The 17,074-nt window shown below is 72.6% G+C and carries 17 protein-coding genes; 7 read left to right on the forward strand and 10 right to left on the reverse strand.

The genetic code is table 11. The features are described 5' to 3' along the window. The first annotated feature begins 198 nt into the window (after window positions 1-198). Window positions 199-1,542: a UDP-N-acetylglucosamine 1-carboxyvinyltransferase gene (gene murA / locus IEJ02_RS16895; RefSeq protein WP_137978192.1), complete on the forward strand. Its 1,344-nt coding sequence runs from the start codon at window positions 199-201 to the stop codon at window positions 1,540-1,542. 369 nt (window positions 1,543-1,911) lie between these two features. On the opposite strand, the gene IEJ02_RS16900 is transcribed toward murA, so the two are convergent. Both IEJ02_RS16900 and IEJ02_RS16905 read right to left on the reverse strand, forming a co-directional pair. Further along, entirely contained in the window at window positions 1,912-2,193 is a 282-nt protein-coding gene (locus tag IEJ02_RS16900) for an HU family DNA-binding protein (protein WP_009717479.1), read from the reverse strand. Between the two features lie 255 nt (window positions 2,194-2,448). Further along, a complete protein-coding gene (locus tag IEJ02_RS16905; RefSeq protein WP_137978193.1) occupies window positions 2,449-3,870 on the reverse strand; it encodes an NAD-dependent malic enzyme in 1,422 nt (473 codons plus the stop codon). 280 nt (window positions 3,871-4,150) lie between these two features. On the opposite strand from IEJ02_RS16905, the gene IEJ02_RS16910 reads away from it, so the two are divergent. Then, the gene (locus IEJ02_RS16910; RefSeq protein ID WP_020870916.1) at window positions 4,151-4,360 is read left to right on the forward strand and encodes a cold-shock protein; all 210 of its coding nucleotides are present in this window, start codon (window positions 4,151-4,153) and stop codon (window positions 4,358-4,360) included. A 228-nt stretch (window positions 4,361-4,588) separates the two neighbouring features. Here IEJ02_RS16910 and IEJ02_RS16915 read toward each other — a convergent pair whose 3' ends face one another. The 6 genes from IEJ02_RS16915 to IEJ02_RS16940 all read right to left on the reverse strand — a co-directional run bounded on the left by IEJ02_RS16915 (window position 4,589) and on the right by IEJ02_RS16940 (window position 12,403). Further along, window positions 4,589-7,072, reverse strand: a complete 2,484-nt coding sequence (locus tag IEJ02_RS16915; protein WP_191065644.1) for a HelD family protein — start codon at window positions 7,070-7,072, stop codon at window positions 4,589-4,591. A 65-nt stretch (window positions 7,073-7,137) separates the two neighbouring features. Beyond that, window positions 7,138-7,902 (reverse strand): anti-sigma factor family protein, encoded by a 765-nt coding sequence (locus tag IEJ02_RS16920; protein WP_191065645.1) that lies wholly within the window; start codon window positions 7,900-7,902, stop codon window positions 7,138-7,140. Beyond that, window positions 7,899-8,420, reverse strand: coding sequence for a sigma-70 family RNA polymerase sigma factor (locus tag IEJ02_RS16925; protein WP_020870913.1), 522 nt, complete (start codon window positions 8,418-8,420; stop codon window positions 7,899-7,901). Before IEJ02_RS16925 ends, IEJ02_RS16920 begins: the two co-directional genes overlap by 4 nt. A 261-nt stretch (window positions 8,421-8,681) precedes the next feature. Next, window positions 8,682-9,284: a CGNR zinc finger domain-containing protein gene (locus tag IEJ02_RS16930; protein ID WP_191065646.1), complete on the reverse strand. Its 603-nt coding sequence runs from the start codon at window positions 9,282-9,284 to the stop codon at window positions 8,682-8,684. Between the two features lie 324 nt (window positions 9,285-9,608). Beyond that, entirely contained in the window at window positions 9,609-10,775 is a 1,167-nt protein-coding gene (locus tag IEJ02_RS16935) for a uroporphyrinogen-III synthase (protein WP_191065647.1), read from the reverse strand. A gap of 227 nt (window positions 10,776-11,002) precedes the next feature. Next, window positions 11,003-12,403: a nitrate/nitrite transporter gene (locus IEJ02_RS16940; protein WP_191065648.1), complete on the reverse strand. Its 1,401-nt coding sequence runs from the start codon at window positions 12,401-12,403 to the stop codon at window positions 11,003-11,005. 273 nt (window positions 12,404-12,676) lie between these two features. Between IEJ02_RS16940 and IEJ02_RS16945 the strand changes: the two genes are divergently transcribed. Beyond that, the gene (locus tag IEJ02_RS16945) at window positions 12,677-13,039 is read left to right on the forward strand and encodes a DUF6247 family protein (protein WP_137978198.1); all 363 of its coding nucleotides are present in this window, start codon (window positions 12,677-12,679) and stop codon (window positions 13,037-13,039) included. Next, entirely contained in the window at window positions 13,036-13,323 is a 288-nt protein-coding gene (locus IEJ02_RS16950; RefSeq protein ID WP_137978199.1) for a hypothetical protein, read from the forward strand. The genes IEJ02_RS16945 and IEJ02_RS16950 overlap by 4 nt, the downstream gene beginning before the upstream one ends. Here the strand turns inward: IEJ02_RS16950 and IEJ02_RS16955 are convergent. Continuing rightward, window positions 13,313-14,284 carry a LysR family transcriptional regulator gene (locus tag IEJ02_RS16955; RefSeq protein ID WP_275559533.1) on the reverse strand — a complete coding sequence of 324 codons (972 nt, stop codon included), beginning with the start codon at window positions 14,282-14,284 and terminating at the stop codon, window positions 13,313-13,315. The two genes, IEJ02_RS16950 and IEJ02_RS16955, sit on opposite strands and share 11 nt — an antisense overlap. Window positions 14,285-14,484: 200 nt before the next feature. Here IEJ02_RS16955 and IEJ02_RS16960 point away from each other — a divergent pair, with 200 nt between their 5' ends. Together IEJ02_RS16960 and IEJ02_RS16965 are read left to right on the forward strand one after the other, a co-directional pair. Then, the gene (locus tag IEJ02_RS16960) at window positions 14,485-14,673 is read left to right on the forward strand and encodes a hypothetical protein (protein ID WP_191065650.1); all 189 of its coding nucleotides are present in this window, start codon (window positions 14,485-14,487) and stop codon (window positions 14,671-14,673) included. Window positions 14,674-14,797: 124 nt separating this feature from the next. Then, on the forward strand, window positions 14,798-15,193 hold the full coding sequence (locus IEJ02_RS16965; RefSeq protein WP_191065651.1) for a hypothetical protein: 396 nt from the start codon (window positions 14,798-14,800) through the stop codon (window positions 15,191-15,193). Here IEJ02_RS16965 and IEJ02_RS16970 read toward each other — a convergent pair. Next, entirely contained in the window at window positions 15,178-16,041 is an 864-nt protein-coding gene (locus IEJ02_RS16970) for an alpha/beta fold hydrolase (RefSeq protein WP_191065652.1), read from the reverse strand. The genes IEJ02_RS16965 and IEJ02_RS16970 overlap by 16 nt on opposite strands. 93 nt (window positions 16,042-16,134) lie before the next feature. Here IEJ02_RS16970 and IEJ02_RS16975 point away from each other — a divergent pair, with 93 nt between their 5' ends. Continuing rightward, window positions 16,135-17,028, forward strand: a complete 894-nt coding sequence (locus IEJ02_RS16975; protein ID WP_191065653.1) for a LysR family transcriptional regulator — start codon at window positions 16,135-16,137, stop codon at window positions 17,026-17,028. Window positions 17,029-17,074: the final 46 nt, after the last annotated feature.

Here is a 17,074-nt window from a genome sequence, read left to right on the forward strand (position 1 = left end):
AGAGCAGGTCGGGGCGCAAGAGGGCAGATGCGGCGCACGTGACTGTGGGCCTTCCGGCCGGAACGGAACGTGTTCCATCGCCTACGGGGTGACGCAAAGGGTGCAAGAGCCTTACGGAGGCGGTCTCCGGGGCCATTACTCTTGCCCTTTGGCCCTTGTGCCTTTTGGCCCTTGCCCGTCTCAGGAACGCGAGACCAGATGACCCGCTCGAACGATGTCCTGCTCGTCCATGGCGGCACCCCGCTCGAAGGCGAGATCCGTGTCCGCGGCGCGAAGAACCTCGTGCCCAAGGCCATGGTGGCCGCCCTGCTCGGCAGTGCGCCCAGCAGGTTGCGCAACGTCCCCGACATCCGCGATGTACGGGTGGTACGCGGGCTGCTGCAGCTGCACGGCGTGACGGTGCGCCCCGGTGACGAGCCCGGTGAGCTGGTGCTCGACCCCACGCACGTGGAGAGCGCCAATGTCGCCGACATCGACGCACACGCGGGTTCCTCGCGGATCCCGATCCTCTTCTGCGGCCCGCTGCTGCACCGCCTCGGCCACGCCTTCATCCCGGGCCTGGGCGGCTGTGACATCGGCGGCCGGCCGATCGACTTCCACTTCGACGTGCTGCGCCAGTTCGGGGCGACGATCGAGAAGCGGGCGGACGGGCAGTACCTGGAGGCCCCGCACCGGCTGCGCGGCACCAAGATCCGGCTGCCGTACCCGTCGGTGGGCTCCACCGAGCAGGTGCTGCTGACGGCGGTGCTCGCCGAGGGTGTGACGGAACTCTCCAACGCGGCGGTCGAGCCGGAGATCGAGGACCTCATCTGCGTGCTGCAGAAGATGGGCGCCATCATCTCCATGGACACCGACCGCACGATCCGGATCACCGGTGTCGACCAGCTCGGCGGCTACAACCACCGCGCCCTGCCGGACCGCCTGGAGGCCGCCTCCTGGGCGAGCGCGGCGCTGGCCACCGAGGGCAGCATCTTCGTGCGCGGCGCCCGCCAGCGCGAGATGATGACCTTCCTGAACACCTACCGCAAGGTCGGCGGCGCCTTCGACATCGGCGACGAGGGCATACGGTTCTGGCACCCGGGCGGCAAGCTCAACGCGATCGCCCTGGAGACCGACGTCCACCCCGGCTTCCAGACCGACTGGCAGCAGCCGCTGGTGGTGGCCCTGACCCAGGCGTCGGGCCTGTCCATCGTCCACGAGACGGTCTACGAGTCCCGGCTGGGCTTCACCTCGGCGCTCAACCAGATGGGCGCCCACATCCAGCTCTACCGCGAATGCCTGGGCGGCTCCGCGTGCCGGTTCGGCCAGCGCAACTTCCTGCACTCCGCGGTCGTCTCGGGACCCACCAAGCTCCAGGGCTCCGACCTGGTCATCCCCGACCTCCGCGGCGGCTTCTCCTACCTGATCGCGGCCCTGGCCGCGCAGGGCACGTCGCGGGTCCACGGCATCGACCTGATCAACCGCGGCTACGAGAACTTCATGGAGAAATTGGTGGAGCTGGGCGCGAAGGTAGAGCTCCCCGGCGGCGGCAACGCGGTGTGAGCCTTCTCCCCCGGCCCGACAGCCGGACGCCAACTCCGCCTCAGCCCGCCCCGGCACCCCCCGGGGCGGGCTGCCCCATCCCACGCCCCGAGCCACGGCGACGCCCCCGGCTGGGGGTCCGGGGGTTATCCCCCGGGGGACGCAGCATGGAGAAATTGGTGGAGCTGGGCGCGAAGGTAGAGCTCCCGGGCGGCGGCAACGCGGTGTAAGGCCTCCGTGGGGCTTCCATAGAGCCTCGTAGGGCCTCGCAGGGTCTCCGTAGACCGTCGTAGGGCCTCGTAGAGGCTCATGGACGGGGCTCAGGGCCCCGTAGGAACGCCAAAGGGGCGGCCACCCTCCCGGGTGGCCGCCCCTCCTGTTCGCGGGGGCTTACTTGCCCTTGGCGGCTTCCTTGAGCTTGGAGCCCGCGGAGACCTTCACGCTGTAGCCGGCCGGGATCTCGATCGGCTCACCGGTCTGCGGGTTGCGCGCGGTGCGAGCGGCACGGTGGGTGCGCTCGAAGGTCAGGAAGCCGGGGATGGTGACCTTCTCGTCGCCCTTCGCGACGACCTCACCAGTCACCTCGGCGAGGGCGGCCAGCACGGCGTCGGCGTCCTTTCGGGTCACCTCGGCGCGCTCGGACAGAGCGGCCACCAGCTCACTGCGGTTCATGTTGTACTCCCGTGTTCATCTTGCCAATGAGGCGTGAGATCGAAGCCGATGCTGCCAGGGCCCTCGGACAGTCCCCGGACCCGGGTCTGCTGTTCAGACCCTCGCGCCCGGAACGCATCCTGCCCGCACCTGTGGCGGGAAAGCCAATCCGGAGCCCTGGAGAGTCACACGAAAAGCGCCGTGGCGGTCGTTTTCCTGCCCGCCACCCTATGGCCGCTTCCGGGACCCCGGAGCGCGCGACGCGCCGTGCCCCGCCTAGACCGCGGTGGTACCGGTCACAGCGCGCGCCGCGTCCCGCACGGCCCCGGCGACCGCCCCCGCGACCTTGTCGTTGAAGACGCTCGGAATGATGTAGTTGGCATTGAGCTCGTCGTCGTGGACGACATCGGCGAGCGCGCCGGCAGCAGCCAGCATCATCTCGGTGTTCACCGTACGCGACTGCGCGTCCAGCAAACCACGGAAAACGCCCGGGAACACCAGGACATTGTTGATCTGGTTCGGGAAGTCCGAGCGTCCGGTGGCGACCACGGCGGCGGTCTGGCGGGCGATCGCCGGGTCCACCTCGGGGTCCGGATTGGCCAGTGCGAAGACGATCGCGCCGTCCGCCATGGCGGCCACGTCGTCGCCGGAGAGCACGTTCGGGGCCGAGACACCGATGAAGACGTCCGCGCCCCGCACGGCCTCGCGCAGGGTGCCCGTGACGCCCTCCGGGTTGGTGTTGTCCGCGATCCAGCGCAGCGGGGACTCCGGGTCGGCGGAGACCAGGTCCTCGCGCCCGGCGTGCACCACACCGTGGATGTCGGCCACCACCGCGTGCCGCACGCCCGCGGCGATCAGCAGCCGCAGGATGGCCGTGCCGGCGGCGCCCGCGCCGGACATGACGACCCTCACATCCTCGACCTTCTTGTCGACCACCCGCAGCGCGTTGGTGAGGGCGGCCAGCACCACGATCGCGGTGCCGTGCTGGTCGTCGTGGAAGACCGGGATGTCCACGGCCTCGCGCAGCCGCGCCTCGATCTCGAAGCAGCGGGGAGCGGAGATGTCCTCCAGGTTGATCCCCGCGAAGCCGGGGGCGATGGCCTTCACGATCGCGACGATCTCGTCGGTGTCCTGGGTGTCCAGGCAGAGCGGCCAGGCGTCGATGCCCGCGAACCGCTTGAAGAGGGCCGCCTTGCCCTCCATGACCGGCAGGGCGGCCTTGGGGCCGATGTTGCCGAGGCCCAGCACCGCGGAACCGTCGGTGACGACGGCCACACTGTTGCGCTTGATGGTGAGGCGGCGGGCGTCCTCGGGGTTCTCCGCGATGGCCTGGCAGACCCGGGCGACACCCGGGGTGTAGACCATGGAGAGGTCGTCACGGTTGCGGATGGGGTGTTTCGACGACATCTCGATCTTGCCGCCGAGGTGCATCAGGAACGTACGGTCGGAGACCTTGCCGAGCGAGACACCCTCGATGCCCCGCAGCTTCTCCACGATCTCCTGGGCGTGCGCGGTCGAGGTCGCGGCGATGGTCACGTCGATACGGAGCTTCTCGTGGCCGGACGCGGTCACATCGAGGCCCGTTACCGAGCCACCGGAGGACTCCACGGCCGTGGTCAGCTGGCTGACCGCGGTACCGCTCGCGGGCACCTCCAGCCGGACCGTCATCGAGTACGAGACGCTGGGCGCCGTTGCCATGGCCTGCTTCCTCTGCTTTCCCTTGTTCATGCTGTCCGGGCCACGCGATTGCCGGGCCACGTCCTCAGATGGTTACACCTACCTCTGGGTACGGGGTAACCCGGCCCGACTTTCGGACATATTGTTCTGACATAGCAGAGTGGGGTCAGCCGAGTGGAAAGCCCCACTCCTTCGCGGGAACGCCTGGCGAGGCGGGTCGTCCTCCGCGGCCACCGCCCTAGGCTCTGGCGCGCTACAGCGTCAGAGGACGTTCGGATAAGAGACAACGAGGAGCGCGGGCATGGCTCAGGGCACCGTGAAGTGGTTCAACGCCGAGAAGGGCTACGGCTTCATCGCCCAGGAGGACGGCGGACCGGATGTCTTCGTCCACTACAGCTCGATCGACGGCAGCGGCTACCGCAGCCTGGTCGACGAACAGCGGGTCGAATTCCAGATCGTGCAGGGCCGCAAGGGCCCCCAAGCGGAAGAGGTCCGCGTCCTGGGCGGCTGATGCCGCCGGGCGCGGACCTCTCGCGGAAGAGATGAAAGGTGGCACCGACCCGCCATGCTCGCCTCGCGGCAAGTGGTCGCTCGAAGCGACGAAGGTTGGGCCCGGGGGCTTGGATCGGGCCGGTGCCACATCAAGGCTAACAAACAGGCCCGGGAAGGGATTCCCCTCCCGGGGGTGGATTTTGGAGCGCCTTCATCCGAGGTGGATACGGCCGCCCCGGGGCGGTGGTCAGTCCCGCAGCAGGTCCGGGACGGCGTTGCCGTCCGGTTCGTCGCGGTCGCCCGAGACCACCGTCAGCCGCTGGGTGGCGCGGGTGAGCGCCACGTACAGCACCCGGAGCCCCGCCGGGGACTCGTCGGCGATCTCGGCGGGCGAGACCACGACCGTCGCGTCGTACTCCAGACCCTTCGCCTCCAGGCTGCCCAGCGCCACCACCCGGTCGCCCAGGTCCGCCAGCCACTGACGGGCCTGGGCGCGCCGGTTCATCGCGACGACGACGCCGACGGTGCCGTCCACCTCGTCCAGCAGCCGGACCGCCTCGCGGCGCGCGGCCGCGCCGAGGCCGCCGTCCGCGCCCGGTACGAAGCGCGGCGCCACGCCCGTGGAGCGGACCGCCTCGGGGGCGGGGGTGCCCGGCATGGCGAGGGTGAGGACCCTGGTGGCCAGTTCGGCGATCTCCGCCGGGTTGCGGTAGTTGACGGTGAGGGTGAAGCGGCGGCGCGGGCGGCTGCCGAGCGCCTCGTCCCGGGCCCGCCCCGCCTCGTCCGGGTCGGACCAGGAGCTCTGGGCCGGGTCGCCGACGACCGTCCAGGTGGCGTGGCGGCCGCGACGTCCGATCATCCGCCACTGCATCGGGGTGAGGTCCTGCGCCTCGTCGACGATCACGTGGGCGTAGTCGGTGCGCTCCCGCTCGGCCCGCTCGGCGCGGCCGCGGCGGGGGCTGACCCGGTCGGCGTAGGTGGTCAGCTCCTCCAGACCGGTGAGCTGGTCCAGCGGATCGGCCTCGCGGGGGGCCGCGGGGCGGGCGGGGGTGCCCAGGAGGGTGTTCAGCTCGTCCAGCAGCGCCACGTCGTGGACCGACAGCGGGCCCTGCCCGTCCGGGCCGAGCCGGCCGAGTGACCGGGCCACCTGACGGACCTCGCGGGGCCCCAGCACCCGCCGTGACCAGCGGCTCAGCCGCTTCTCATCGGCCATGGCGGCGAGGACGGAGCGGGGGGTGAGCTCCGGCCACCAGGCGTCGAGGAACTCCTGGAAGGAGTCCTCGGAGGAGATGTCCTCGTCGAAGCCCTCCCGCGCCTCGGCGGCCAGCTCCGGGTCGGTGTACCGCCCGGGGGCGCCGGAGCGGGTCCACAGCGCGTCCAGGAGCAGCCGCCGGGCGCGGGGGCGCAGCAGGTTGACGGGCGCGGTGCCGCCCAGCACGTGCTGGCGGATGGTGCGCAGCTCTTCGGCGTCCAGCTCGATCCGGGCGCCGAAGGCGACCACGCGCAGCCGCTCGGGCGGGCCGCCGGGTCTGGGCGCGGGGCCGGTGCCGGGTCTGCCGCCGTCGCCGGGGGCGCCGAGCGCCGCGTCGAGGGTCAGCTGGCCGTTGTCGGGGGACGACGGGGCCGGGGACTGGGCCGGGGCCGGTGCGGCGGCTCCGCGCGGCAGCTCCAGCGCGCCCCGGGCGGCCTTGCGCAGCACCTTCACCATCCGGGACGAGCCCTTGACGCGGGCCACGGCCGGGGTGTCGTACGTGGTGGCCTCGGCGCCCTCCACCAGCGAGCCCACCGCCCGGATGGCCACCTGGCCCTCCTCGCCCAGCGAGGGCAGTACGCCCTCGGTGTAGGCGACCAGCAGCGGGGTGGGGCTGACCACGAGGATGCCGCCCGCGTAGCGCCGCCGGTCCTGGTAGAGGAGGTACGCCGCGCGGTGCAGCGCGACCGCCGTCTTGCCGGTGCCGGGGCCGCCCTCGACCTCGGTGACGGAGGCGGCGGGGGCGCGGATCACCTGGTCCTGCTCGGCCTGGATGGAGGCCACGATGTCCCGCATGGTGTGGCCGCGCGCCTGGCCGAGCGCGGCCATCAGCGCGCCGTCGCCGACCACCGGCAGCGCCCCGCCGTCGAGGGTGGCGCTGAGCTCCGGGCGCAGCAGGTCGTCCTCGACGCCGAGCACCCGGCGGCCCTTGCTGCGGATCACCCGGCGGCGGACGACCCGGCCGGGGGCGACCGGGGTGGAGCGGTAGAAGGGCGCGGCGGCGGGCGCCCGCCAGTCGATCACCAGCGGGGCGTAGTCGGCGTCCAGGACGCCGATGCGGCCGATGTGCAACGTTTCGGCGATCTCCGCGCGGTCGCCGTCCGGGCCGGTGCGGATGGCGTCGTCGGCGGGCTCCACGGAGGTGTAGGCGCCGTCGGGGCCGCGCCGGCCGTCCTTGCCCGGCAGCAGATCGATGCGGCCGAAGAGGAAGTCCTCGAACTCGCTGTTCAGCCGGTTGAGGTGCACCCCGGCCCGGAAGACCTGGGCGTCCCGCTCGGCGAGCGCGCCGGGCGTCCCGACCTGGCCGCGCTTGGCGGCGTCGTCCATGAGGAACTCCGCCTCGTGGATCTTCTCCTCGAGGCGGCGGTACACCCGGTCCAGATGCGCCTGTTCGATCCGGATCTCGCTGTCCCGGACCCCGTCCCCGCGGTCCCCCCGCGGTGCCGTCCGGTCGTCGTGCGTGGCGTTGTGCGCGGCCACCCAGGGGCCCCCTTCTGTGTCCTTAAGGGCAGCCGTCAACCGTACACCTCCCTGGACGGGGTTTCTCAGAGCCTGACCTGGGCCAGGCGCTGGCCGTCCAGGGTGCGGACCTCGAACCGCTCGATCTCGTCGGTGTTCATGGCGGCGCCGCCCTGGGCGTAGAGCGGCTCCTTGCTCCAGCGGGAGCCGTCCCCGTCCTTGACGCCGTAGCCGGACGTGGGCACGGCCCAGGTGGTGATGGTCTCCTCGTGGCCGTCCTTGCCGATGGCGACCAGGTCGCAGGCGCGCGGCCCCTTGAGGTTGCCCAGCTTGAGGGCGACGGAGGTGCCCCAGCCCTTCTGCTGCAGCGAGACGGAGGCGTCCACCTTGGTGACGGGGTCGACCGCGCTGAACTTCTGGCCCTGGTCGTACACCTGCTTGGAGGAGGAGGCCGCCACCTGGCCCTTGCCCCCGCCGTCGTCGGAGCTCGCGGTGATGGCCGCTCCCGCGAGCGGGCCGCCGACGATGAGGACGGCGGCCGCGGCGACGAGGAAGAGACGCCGTCTGCCGGAGGCCTTGCGACTCGCCGAGACGTCGTCCATCAGCCGGTCGAGCAGTTCGGGCCCCGGGCGGGCGGTGACCACCGCCGGATCCGGGAGCGCGGTGCCGTCGGCGGCGGTGGCGTACTCGGCCAGCAGCGGCGGGATGCCCATCAGCTCGTCGAGCTCGGCGGCGCACCGCTCGCACCCGATGAGGTGGTCCTCGAAGCGCGCCGCGTCGGCGGGGTCGAGCACCCCGAGCGCATAGGCGCCGACCGCGGTGTGCTGCTGGTCGTCCGCTGCCGGCATCATGCCGTGACCCCCCGTTCCTCGAGCGAGAGCTTCAGGGAGCGCAGCGCGTAGAAGACCCGGGACCTCACCGTCCCGGCGGGAACGCCCAGCACTTCGGCCGCCTCACTCACCGTCCGTCCCTTGAAGTATGTCTCGACGAGGGCCGCTCTATGTGCATCGGTGAGGTCATTCAGCGCGTCAGAAATGGTCATCTGGCGCAATGCGCGGTCGATGTCGTCCGCGGCGGGCATCACATGGAGCGGCGCCGCGTCCACTTCGTGGGGACGTGCGCGGCGTTGGCGGTGGCCGTCGATAACGATGCGACGGGCCACGGTCACCAGCCAGGGTCGTACCGATCCTCCGGAGCGCCGCAGTTGGTCGGCGTTGCGCCAGGCGCGCAGGAGGGTCTCCTGGACCACGTCCTCGGCGCGGTGCCGGTCGCCCGCGACCAGGCGCAGGACGAAGGCGAGAAGCGGGCCTGCGTGCTCCGCGTAGAGCGCGCGCATGAGCGCGTCGTCCGGTGTCGTCCTCTCGGTCACGAGGGCATCTTTGCGTACGCAAGCCGTTGGGTCGAGGGGGGTACGGGCTGGAAACGCTCGCCGTTCATCGGCCACCGTGTGATGTACATCCCATTTCCGGACTGAACATCTCCCGCTGTGCGGTGCGTACTTGAGTCCGAGTAAGGCCGACGCCGGGCGGGCGACGGCCATCAGGAAGGGCTCCCTCCCCAAATCCGCCCCGCAGGCCCCGGTCCCCCCATCCGGGGCCTGCGTCATGTCCGGGTCGTGACTGAATATCGCTCATGTTTTGCTGATGCTCGGGTTTACGCGACGGCGGTGACGGGCAACTCGCTCGCGGTTTCCGCAGACTTCGCTGGAGCACCAGCGGCGCCGGCGGCCGCGTGAGGTGTCGAGGTAGACCAGCGAGCAGGTCTCCCCCTCACAGCGCCGCAACTGCCCGCGCGCCACCGGGTCGGTGAGCAACTGCACCGCGTCCCGGGCGATCTGGGAGAGCAGCGCACCGCAGTCCGGCTTCCCGGCGAGGGCGCGCACCAGGGTGCCGTCGGGGGTCCGTACGGCGCGCAGGCCGGGCGGGGCGGTGGCGGCCAGCGCGTTCATCCGCTCCAGATCGGCGGCCGCGGCATGGCCCTCGACCTCGGTGTGGACGATGCGGTGCAGCAGGTCGCGGGCGGCCCGGAAGCGGACGAGCCAGCGGTGGTCCACGGCCTCGAGCGAGGTGCCGCCGGGCACCAGTCCGGCGCCCAGCAGCCACGCCCTGAGGGGCTCCACCCCGCGGAGCCGCTCGACCGGCGCCTCGCTGAGCCGGCCGCCGACCGTGGCCACCAGGTCCAGGCAGATCCGCCCCGAGTCGAACCGCAGGTCGTAGGGAGACGCCGACGCCATGTTCCCGTCACCCCTTCGGGGAAGGCCCGATCCGGTCACCCTTCAGAGTGCCCGCCCCACGTGTTACCCGTAACCCCCTCAACCCAGCCCCTCCAGGGGGCACCTCCCAGCGGTAGCTGGGGGAGCTTGAGGAGCAGGGCATTCCAGCCCCTCCGGCGCTTGAGGAGCGGGGTCCGGGGCGGAGCCCCATATTCCAGCCCCTCCGGCGCTTGAGGAGCAGGGCCCGGGGCGGAGCCCCATATTCCAGCCCCTCCGGCGCTTGAGGAGCGGGGCCCGGGGCGGAGCCCCGGCGGGGTCCGGGGCGGAGCCCCGGCAACAGAACAGCTACGCGCCCCCGTACTTCGTGTCGGCCGACGGATCGAGCGCCAGCCGATACCCCCGCTTGACCACCGTCTGGATGAGCTTCGGCGAGCCGAGAGCCGTCCGCAGCCGAGCCATCGCCGTCTCCACCGCGTGCTCATCCCGCCCCGCCCCCGGCAGCGACCGCAGCAGCTCCGACCGCGCCACGACCCAGCCGGGCCGGCGGGCCAGAGCCCGCAGCAACGCCATCCCGGCGGGCGGCACCGTACGCAGCTCCCCGTCCACGACCACCGCGTGGCCACGGATCTCCAGCCGCCGCCCGGCGACCGGCAACGGCCGCACCCGCCCTGGCAGTTCCGCGGTCAGCAGCTGCGCGAGCGGTCCGAGCCGGAACCGTTCGGGCTGGGAGGTGGGGACGTCGTGGGCCTCCAGCGGCAGCGCGGTGACCGGCCCGACACACGCGGGCAGCACATCGTGGCGCAGCGCCTCCAGCAGTTCCTCGCGCATCCCGCGCCGCTCCGCCCGGTCCAGCAGGCTCGCGGCGGCGGGCGCGCTGGTGAAGGTGACGGCGTCGAGGGCGCGGGCGACCGTCGCGTCCAGCAGCCGGTCCACGGGCCCGATGTCCTCCGGTGGCATCCAGCGGTACACCGGCACCCCGACCACCTCCGCTCCCCCGGCCCGCAGCGACTCGACGAAGCCGGGCAGCGGCTCGCCGTGCAGCTGGACGGCGATGCGGTGCCCCTCGACGCCCTCCTCCAGCAGCCGCTCGAGCACCTCGGCCATCGACTCGGAGGCCGGGTACCACTCCTCGGTGAGCCCGGCGGCCCGGATCGCCCCGCGCACCTTGGGCCCGCGGGCCAGCAGCCGCACCTCGCGGAGCCGGGCCAGCAGGGCGTCGCCCAGGCCCCAGCCGTCGGCGGCCTCGACCCAGCCGCGGAAGCCGATGGCGGTGGTGGCGACCACGACATCGGGTGCGCTGTCGATCAACTGCTTGGTGGAGGCGAGGAGTTCGGAGTCGTCGGCCAGCGGCACGATCCGCAGCGCGGGCGCGTACATCACCTCCGCGCCGCGGCGCCGCAGCAGGGCGCCCAGCTCATCCGCGCGGCGCGCGGCGGTGACCCCCACGGTGAATCCGGCGAGAGGGCCGACGGGCACCTCGTCGCCCGCGGCTCCGGTCTGTTCTCGGTGCATGGCTCTCGTCCCGATCTCCCGATCTCCCGATTCACTCGTGTATGGGCGCCTTCGGTTGCGCATCCTGTCGCCGTCCCGTGTCGGTGGCGGTTCACGGAGGTTTCCCAGGCGTAACGGAGTGGACGGCCGGAGGCTTCCCCGGCCGACCGTACGCCCCGGGCCGACCGTACGGCCCCGAACCGCCGAGGGGGCGTCCCGGGCCCCGGGACGCCGCCTCGACGGCCCGCTCAGACGTCCGCGTAGGCGGGTTGCCGCTCCGAGCGCGGATCCTGCGCACCCGCCTGTGCGGCGGACGCCGCGTCCGGGCGGCGGGCGCCACGCAGGTATACGGCCCAGGTGACCGCGGAGCACACCGCGTAGAAGCCGAGGAAGGAGACGAAGGCGGGGGTGCCGGAGTGGGCGCCCGCGAACGACTCCCGGAAGGCGAGGTTGATCGCGAGCCCGCCGAGCGCGCCGACCGCCCCGATCAGCCCCATCGCCGCGCCCGACAGCCGCCGCCCGTAGGCCGCGGCCTCCTCGCCGGCCAGGCCGCTGGCCACGGCCTTCGCCTGGAAGATGCCGGGGATCATCTTGAAGGTGGAGCCGTTGCCGAGCCCGCTGAGGACGAAGAGGGCGATGAAGCCCACGAGGAAGACGGCCAGCGACTTCTGCGCGGAGGCGTAGACGACCACGACGGTCGCGGCGGCCATGGCGGCGAAGGTCCACAGCGTGATCTTCGCGCCGCCGTGGGCGTCGGCGAGCCGGCCGCCGACGGGGCGGATGAGCGAGCCGAGCAGCGGGCCGATGAAGGTGAGCGAGGCGGCCTGGAGCGGGGTGCGGTCGAACTGGTTCTGCAGCACGAGGCCGAAGGCGAAGCTGTAGCCGATGAACGAGCCGAAGGTGCCGATGTAGAGCAGCGACATGATCCAGGTGTGGGCGTCCCGCGCCGCCTCCCTGGCCGCCCCGGTGTCATTGCGCACCGGCGCCAGGTTGTCCATGAACAGCGCGGACAGCGCCGCCGCGACGACGATCAGTGGGATGTAGACGGCGAGCACGAGCCGCGGATGGGCCGCCCCGGCGGTGCCGATCACCAGCAGCCCGACCAACTGGATCACGGGGACGCCGATGTTGCCGCCGCCCGCGTTGAGGCCGAGCGCCCAGCCCTTCCTGCGCAGCGGGTAGAAGGAGTTGATGTTGGTCATGGACGAGGCGAAGTTGCCGCCCCCGACACCGGTGAGCGCCGCGACCACCATGAAGGTGGTGTACGAGGTCCCGGGCTCCATCACCACGGCGGCGGCGATCGCGGGCACGAGCAGCATCCCCGCGCTGACGATCGTCCAGTTGCGCCCGCCGAACCGCGCGACGGCGAAGGTGTACGGCACCCGCAGCACCCCGCCCACCAGCGTGGGCATCGCGACGAGGAAGAACTTCCCGGCCGCGTCGACGCCGTACTCCGGCCCCATGAACAGCACCATCACCGACCACAGGCTCCAGATGGAGAAGCCGATGTGTTCGGAGAGGATGGAGAAGACCAGGTTCCGGGCGGCGATCCGCTCCCCCTTCTCCCTCCAGAACCTCTCGTCCTCCGGGTCCCACTGCTCGATCCAGCGGCCCCCCTTGCGCGCGGCGGTGGTGGTCGGGGCAGTCATCACGCCTCCACAGTTCTCGGTGTCGCTGCCCGACGGTAGGGACGGCGGATTTCCGGGCTGTGGCGGCAGGTGACGCGGACGAAACCTTGCTCTCACCCGGGGGGCCGGGTGGCGGTGAGGGGGATTCCCGAGGGCCCCCGGTGCCCCGGCTCCCGCGCCCCGGGGATTCCCTCGTGCGGTGGAGCCGTGCCCATCGCATACGCGACGGGAGGAATCGCCCGGTACCGTACGCGGTGCACCGCCCGCCCTGCCCTGCCCCGCCGGAGGAACGCCATGAGCAGCCAGCCGGATCACCCGCACGTGCCCGTCATCCCACAGCCGCCGATGACGCGGGACGCCTTGCGGGAAGCGGTCAAACGGCTCGACCTCGCGCGCATCGCCGAGTTCGACCGCGAGCTGGGCGAGGCGTTCGACCGCGCCGTTCAGACCGCTTCGACCACGCCGATGCGGCTGTTCCTGGAGAAGTGGGCGACCGTCGTCGCGATCGAACGCCACCCCGGCAGGTTCCACGCCATGCGCGAGGCGGAGCGCGTCACCGGCGATCCGGGGGCCACGGAAGAGGAGTTCCGGGCCGCGCAACAGACCATCACGCGCATCCTCCGCGAGGCGTCCGCCGAGACCGGGGCCGCCGGGTGAACGCACGGGGCGAAGGCGTCGAGGACGCCGTCGGCTGGGCCTGGGAGTACAACCCCGACGCCGAGTGGGTCGTCGGCGGCATGAAGGACACGGACCGGTGCGCGGTCGAGGTGATCGGCAGCGCTCTGGCCGATCTCGCGGCCCAGGGGCTCGGCCCGGACGGTCTCCTCGACGACGACCCCGAGCCCCATCGCCTGCGCACGTACAGCGTCGAGACGATGCTCGTCTGGTACCAGGTGATTCCGCATCGCAAGCGCGTCTACCTCAACCGCGTCAATCTCTGATCATCATCGCGCCCGCCTCGGGGCGCGGCAGCCAGGCCCCCGGTGGCCGGTGGAGCCATCCGGACGCGGCGGCGAGCGCGCGGGCCGCGGCGTGGAGGGCGTCCAGACCGGGGTGGCTGAGGCCCTTGCGCCACACGATGGAGACCGGGGAGAGCGGAACGGGCTCGGTGAGGGGGCGCAGCACCGCGCCGGGGAGGTGGGTGAACACCTCGCTGGCCAGCACCGACCAGCGGCGCTTGGTCACCACACGGATGAACTCCTCGTCCCCGTCGATCTCCGGGAACGGCTCCGCCATCGCGATCCCGCGCCCCGCGAAGAGCTGGGCGGCCAGGTCCGTCCACTCGGTGGTGGTGTCGTTGCCCGCCGCCGCGTACAGGGTCTCGCCCGCGAGCGCGGACAGCGGGATCTCCTCGAGCCGGGCCAGCGGGTGGTCCTCGCGCAGGACCACGGCGATGCGCTCGTAGCGGATCAGCCGGTGGTCCAGCCGGGCGAGCACGGCGGGGTCGAGGCCGCGGGCCCGGCCGAAGGAGACGTCGAGGCGTCCGGCGAGGAGTTCGGCGGCGGCCCCGGCCAGTCCGCTGTGGAAGCGGGCCACCAGCTCGGTCTCGGGGCCGACGCGGCGCCGCGCCTCCGCCAGCACCTGGCTTCCGGTGCTCACCGGGGCGCTGATGTCCACCAGCAGCGGCCGCTGCCCGGCCCCGCTGAAGGCCGCCGCCAGGTCGTCCTGGGCCTGGAGCACCCGCCGGGCGTACGGCAGCAGCCGTTCACCCGCGGCCGTGAGGGCGACCTGGCGGGTGGTACGGACGAACAGCTCCGCGCCCAACTCCCGCTCCAGGCGCCGGACGTCGCGGCTGAGGGCCTGCTGGGCGACGTAGAGGCGGGCGGCGGCGCGGGTGAAGTGCAGCTCGTCGGCGACGGCGGTGAAGGCGCGCAGCAGGCGCGGTTCGATGTCCCGGTTCACCCGCACATGGTGACCGAGTTCGCCCGCGCATGGTGACCGAGTTCGCCGACACATGGTGATCGAGTTCGCCCGCGCATGGTGATCGACGCGACCCGCGATCCTCGCCCAGCCAGACCCGGCCAGCATTGACACCGCAGATGCGTGAATGGCCTCGGATCAGGTGTTGGACCGCCCCCGGCCGGGCCCTGGACCGTAGTGGCATGATCCTCTTCCTCGCCTCCCGCCCCGTCGTCCCCCGCCCCTGCCGCCCCGGCGCCGCCCCCGCCCCACCGCGCCGCCGCCGGCCGCCGCTCACCACCCTCGCGGCCTCTGTCCGACGGCTGCGGGCGTGGAACCGCACCCGCGTGGCCGAGCCGACACCCCAACCACGCGACTCCCGGTCGGCGTGACTGCCCCCGACCGGCGCGGGTCCCCTGCCATCGGCCGGATTCGTCATACAAGCCGCCGCTCGCCGCGCGGGTGTCTTCATGGCCAGTACGGTGCATACGGACACCGAACAGCCCGGAGGACCGTATGAGCGCACACCCTATGGAGCCGCCCACGGGAGGGCTCATCCCCCGGCCGGAGCGCACTCCCGAATCGCTGCGCCTCGCGCTCGCCCGCGTAGCTCCCCATCGACTGGGCGAGATGGAAACCCAGAAGAACGAGGCGTTCGCCCTGGCAGCCGAACACAACAACCTCGGTCCCATCCGCCAATGGCTGACCATCTGGGCCGGCGAGGTGGAGATCGAGCGCCGCCCCGACCTGGCCGCACGACGGCGTAACGCCGAACACGCGGTGCACACTCTCGGCAAGGACGACCCGGCCTGGCGGGCCGCCATGGACGAACTCCGCGCGGCGGCCGCCTTGTACCTGGATGGTCCGGCCTACCAGGGGCCGTCGACCGGCGGCGGTCATGGACCGGGCTGAGCGCCGTCGGCCTCCGCCAGGAAGGGCCGGAGCAGGGACAGCAGGGGGCCGGGGCGTTCCTCGGGCAGGAAGTGGCCGCTGTCGTCGATCACGGCGCCGCGGGTCGCCGGGGCGACCTGGCCGAGGCTGTGGACGGGGGCCGGGCCGCCGGCCCGGCCGCAGCCGACGGCCAGGGTGGGCATCGGGAGCGGGGTGCGGGCGAGTTCGGTGAGTGCGGCGGTGTCGGCGGGGCCGTTGCGGTAGTACGCGAAGCCGCCTGCCAGCCGGCCCGGGCGGGCGTAGGCGCGCAGATAGGTGTCGACGTCGGCGGGGCGGATGGCCCCGGTCTCCAGGGCGTGCCCGTAGAAGTGCTCCAGCAGGATCCGCTCCCGGCCCTCCGCCAGCTGTTCGGCGAGCCCGGGCACCGAGAAGAAGCCGAAGTGCCAGAGCCCGGCGCGAGCGATCAGTTCGCTCAGCCCGAAGCCGTGCAGGGGCACGGCGAGCAGGGTGAAGCTGCGGACCCGGGCGGGGTGGGCGGCGGCCCACGCATAGCCGATGGGGCCGCCCAGGTCGTGGCCGACGACATGGACCCGGTCCAGGCCCAGCTCGGCGCGCCAGGCGTCGAGGAGGTCGGCGGCGATCCTGACGCCGTGGCCGCGCGGGGAGGAGCCCGAGTCGCCCAGGCCCGGCAGGTCCACCGCGTACACCTCGTGGTGGCGGGCGAGTTCGGGGATCACCTTGCGCCAGGCGTACCAGGTCTGCGGCCAGCCGTGGAGCAGGACGACGGGGGTTCCCGGCCCCGCCGCCCGCACCCAGTGCAGCCGTACGCCCTCGACCGTCGTCTCGTGGTGTTCCGGTGTTTCGCTCATGTGGGCCAGTCGAGCACCAGTGCGACGAGCCTTTCCTGTTTGATATATGGGACATGAAGGAGTTATTCGCGATCAGATATAGGCTTGGTTCTTATGGAGCTGCGCCATCTCCGCTACGCGCTCGCCCTCGCCGAGCACGCCCACTTCGGTCGCGCCGCCGCCGCGCTGGGCATCCGGCAGCCCCCGCTGTCCCAGCAGATCAAGGCGCTGGAGACCGAGCTGGGCGTACAGCTCTTCGACCGCACCGGGCACGGGGTGCGGCCCACCGCCGCGGGTGAGGCGTTCCTGGCCCGGGCCCGGCAGGTGCTGGACCATCTCGACCTCGCCGTACGGGACGCGGCCGACACCGGGCGGGGCGAGACCGGTTCGCTCGCCATCGGCTTCCTCGGCACCGCGCTGGCCGCCGTGCTGCCCGAGGTGCTCACCGCCTTCCGGACCCGCCGCCCGCAGGTCCGGCTGGAGCTGCGGGAACTCCCCAGCACCCGGCAGATCGAGGCGCTGATGGACGGCAGCCTGGACGCCGGGGTCATCTGCGGCCCGCCGCCCGCGGCCGCCCGGCGGCGGCTGACCAGCCTGCCGCTGGGCCGGGAGACCCTGGTGGCGGCGGTGCCGTCCGGCCATCCGCTGACCAGCGCCACGTCCGTGCCCGTACGGGCGCTGGACAGCGAGCCGCTGATCCTCTCCTCGCGGCAGGCCGAGCCCGCCGCCGCCGACGCGGCGCTCGCCGCATGCCGCGCCGCCGGAGTCGAGCCGCGGATCGCGCACGAGGCACACAATCTGCACACCCTGCTGGGGCTGGTCGCCTGCGGGCTCGGCATCGGCATCGGACCGGCGGGGATGCGGCGCTTCCGGCACGTGGGGGTGACCCTGCTGCCGCTGGAACCGGCCGCCGCCGGGCTGGAGTTCCACCTCACCCACCGCTTCGGCCCGGTCCCGAGCGTCCTGGGCGCCTTCCTCCGCACGGTGCGCCAGGTCCATCGCTCCTGAGGGCCTACGGGGTGCCCGGCGGACCACGCGGCGGAGCCGCATGGCG

Origin of the sequence: Streptomyces sp. 5-10 (genome assembly GCF_014712245.1) — a bacterium.
In the GTDB taxonomy this organism is placed as follows: domain Bacteria; phylum Actinomycetota; class Actinomycetes; order Streptomycetales; family Streptomycetaceae; genus Streptomyces; species Streptomyces violaceusniger.

Excerpts from the sequence above, each read along its gene's own strand:
- murA (WP_137978192.1), top strand. The coding sequence starts at position 199 with ATGACCCGCTCGAACGATGTCCTGCTCGTCCATGGCGGCACCCCGCTC.
- IEJ02_RS16900 (WP_009717479.1), bottom strand. The coding sequence starts at position 2,193 with ATGAACCGCAGTGAGCTGGTGGCCGCTCTGTCCGAGCGCGCCGAGGTG.
- IEJ02_RS16905 (WP_137978193.1), bottom strand. The coding sequence starts at position 3,870 with ATGGCAACGGCGCCCAGCGTCTCGTACTCGATGACGGTCCGGCTGGAG.
- IEJ02_RS16910 (WP_020870916.1), top strand. The coding sequence starts at position 4,151 with ATGGCTCAGGGCACCGTGAAGTGGTTCAACGCCGAGAAGGGCTACGGC.
- IEJ02_RS16920 (WP_191065645.1), bottom strand. The coding sequence starts at position 7,902 with ATGATGCCGGCAGCGGACGACCAGCAGCACACCGCGGTCGGCGCCTAT.
- IEJ02_RS16930 (WP_191065646.1), bottom strand. The coding sequence starts at position 9,284 with ATGGCGTCGGCGTCTCCCTACGACCTGCGGTTCGACTCGGGGCGGATC.
- IEJ02_RS16935 (WP_191065647.1), bottom strand. The coding sequence starts at position 10,775 with ATGCACCGAGAACAGACCGGAGCCGCGGGCGACGAGGTGCCCGTCGGC.
- IEJ02_RS16940 (WP_191065648.1), bottom strand. The coding sequence starts at position 12,403 with ATGACTGCCCCGACCACCACCGCCGCGCGCAAGGGGGGCCGCTGGATC.
- IEJ02_RS16945 (WP_137978198.1), top strand. The coding sequence starts at position 12,677 with ATGAGCAGCCAGCCGGATCACCCGCACGTGCCCGTCATCCCACAGCCG.
- IEJ02_RS16960 (WP_191065650.1), top strand. The coding sequence starts at position 14,485 with ATGATCCTCTTCCTCGCCTCCCGCCCCGTCGTCCCCCGCCCCTGCCGC.
- IEJ02_RS16965 (WP_191065651.1), top strand. The coding sequence starts at position 14,798 with ATGAGCGCACACCCTATGGAGCCGCCCACGGGAGGGCTCATCCCCCGG.
- IEJ02_RS16970 (WP_191065652.1), bottom strand. The coding sequence starts at position 16,041 with ATGAGCGAAACACCGGAACACCACGAGACGACGGTCGAGGGCGTACGG.
- IEJ02_RS16975 (WP_191065653.1), top strand. The coding sequence starts at position 16,135 with ATGGAGCTGCGCCATCTCCGCTACGCGCTCGCCCTCGCCGAGCACGCC.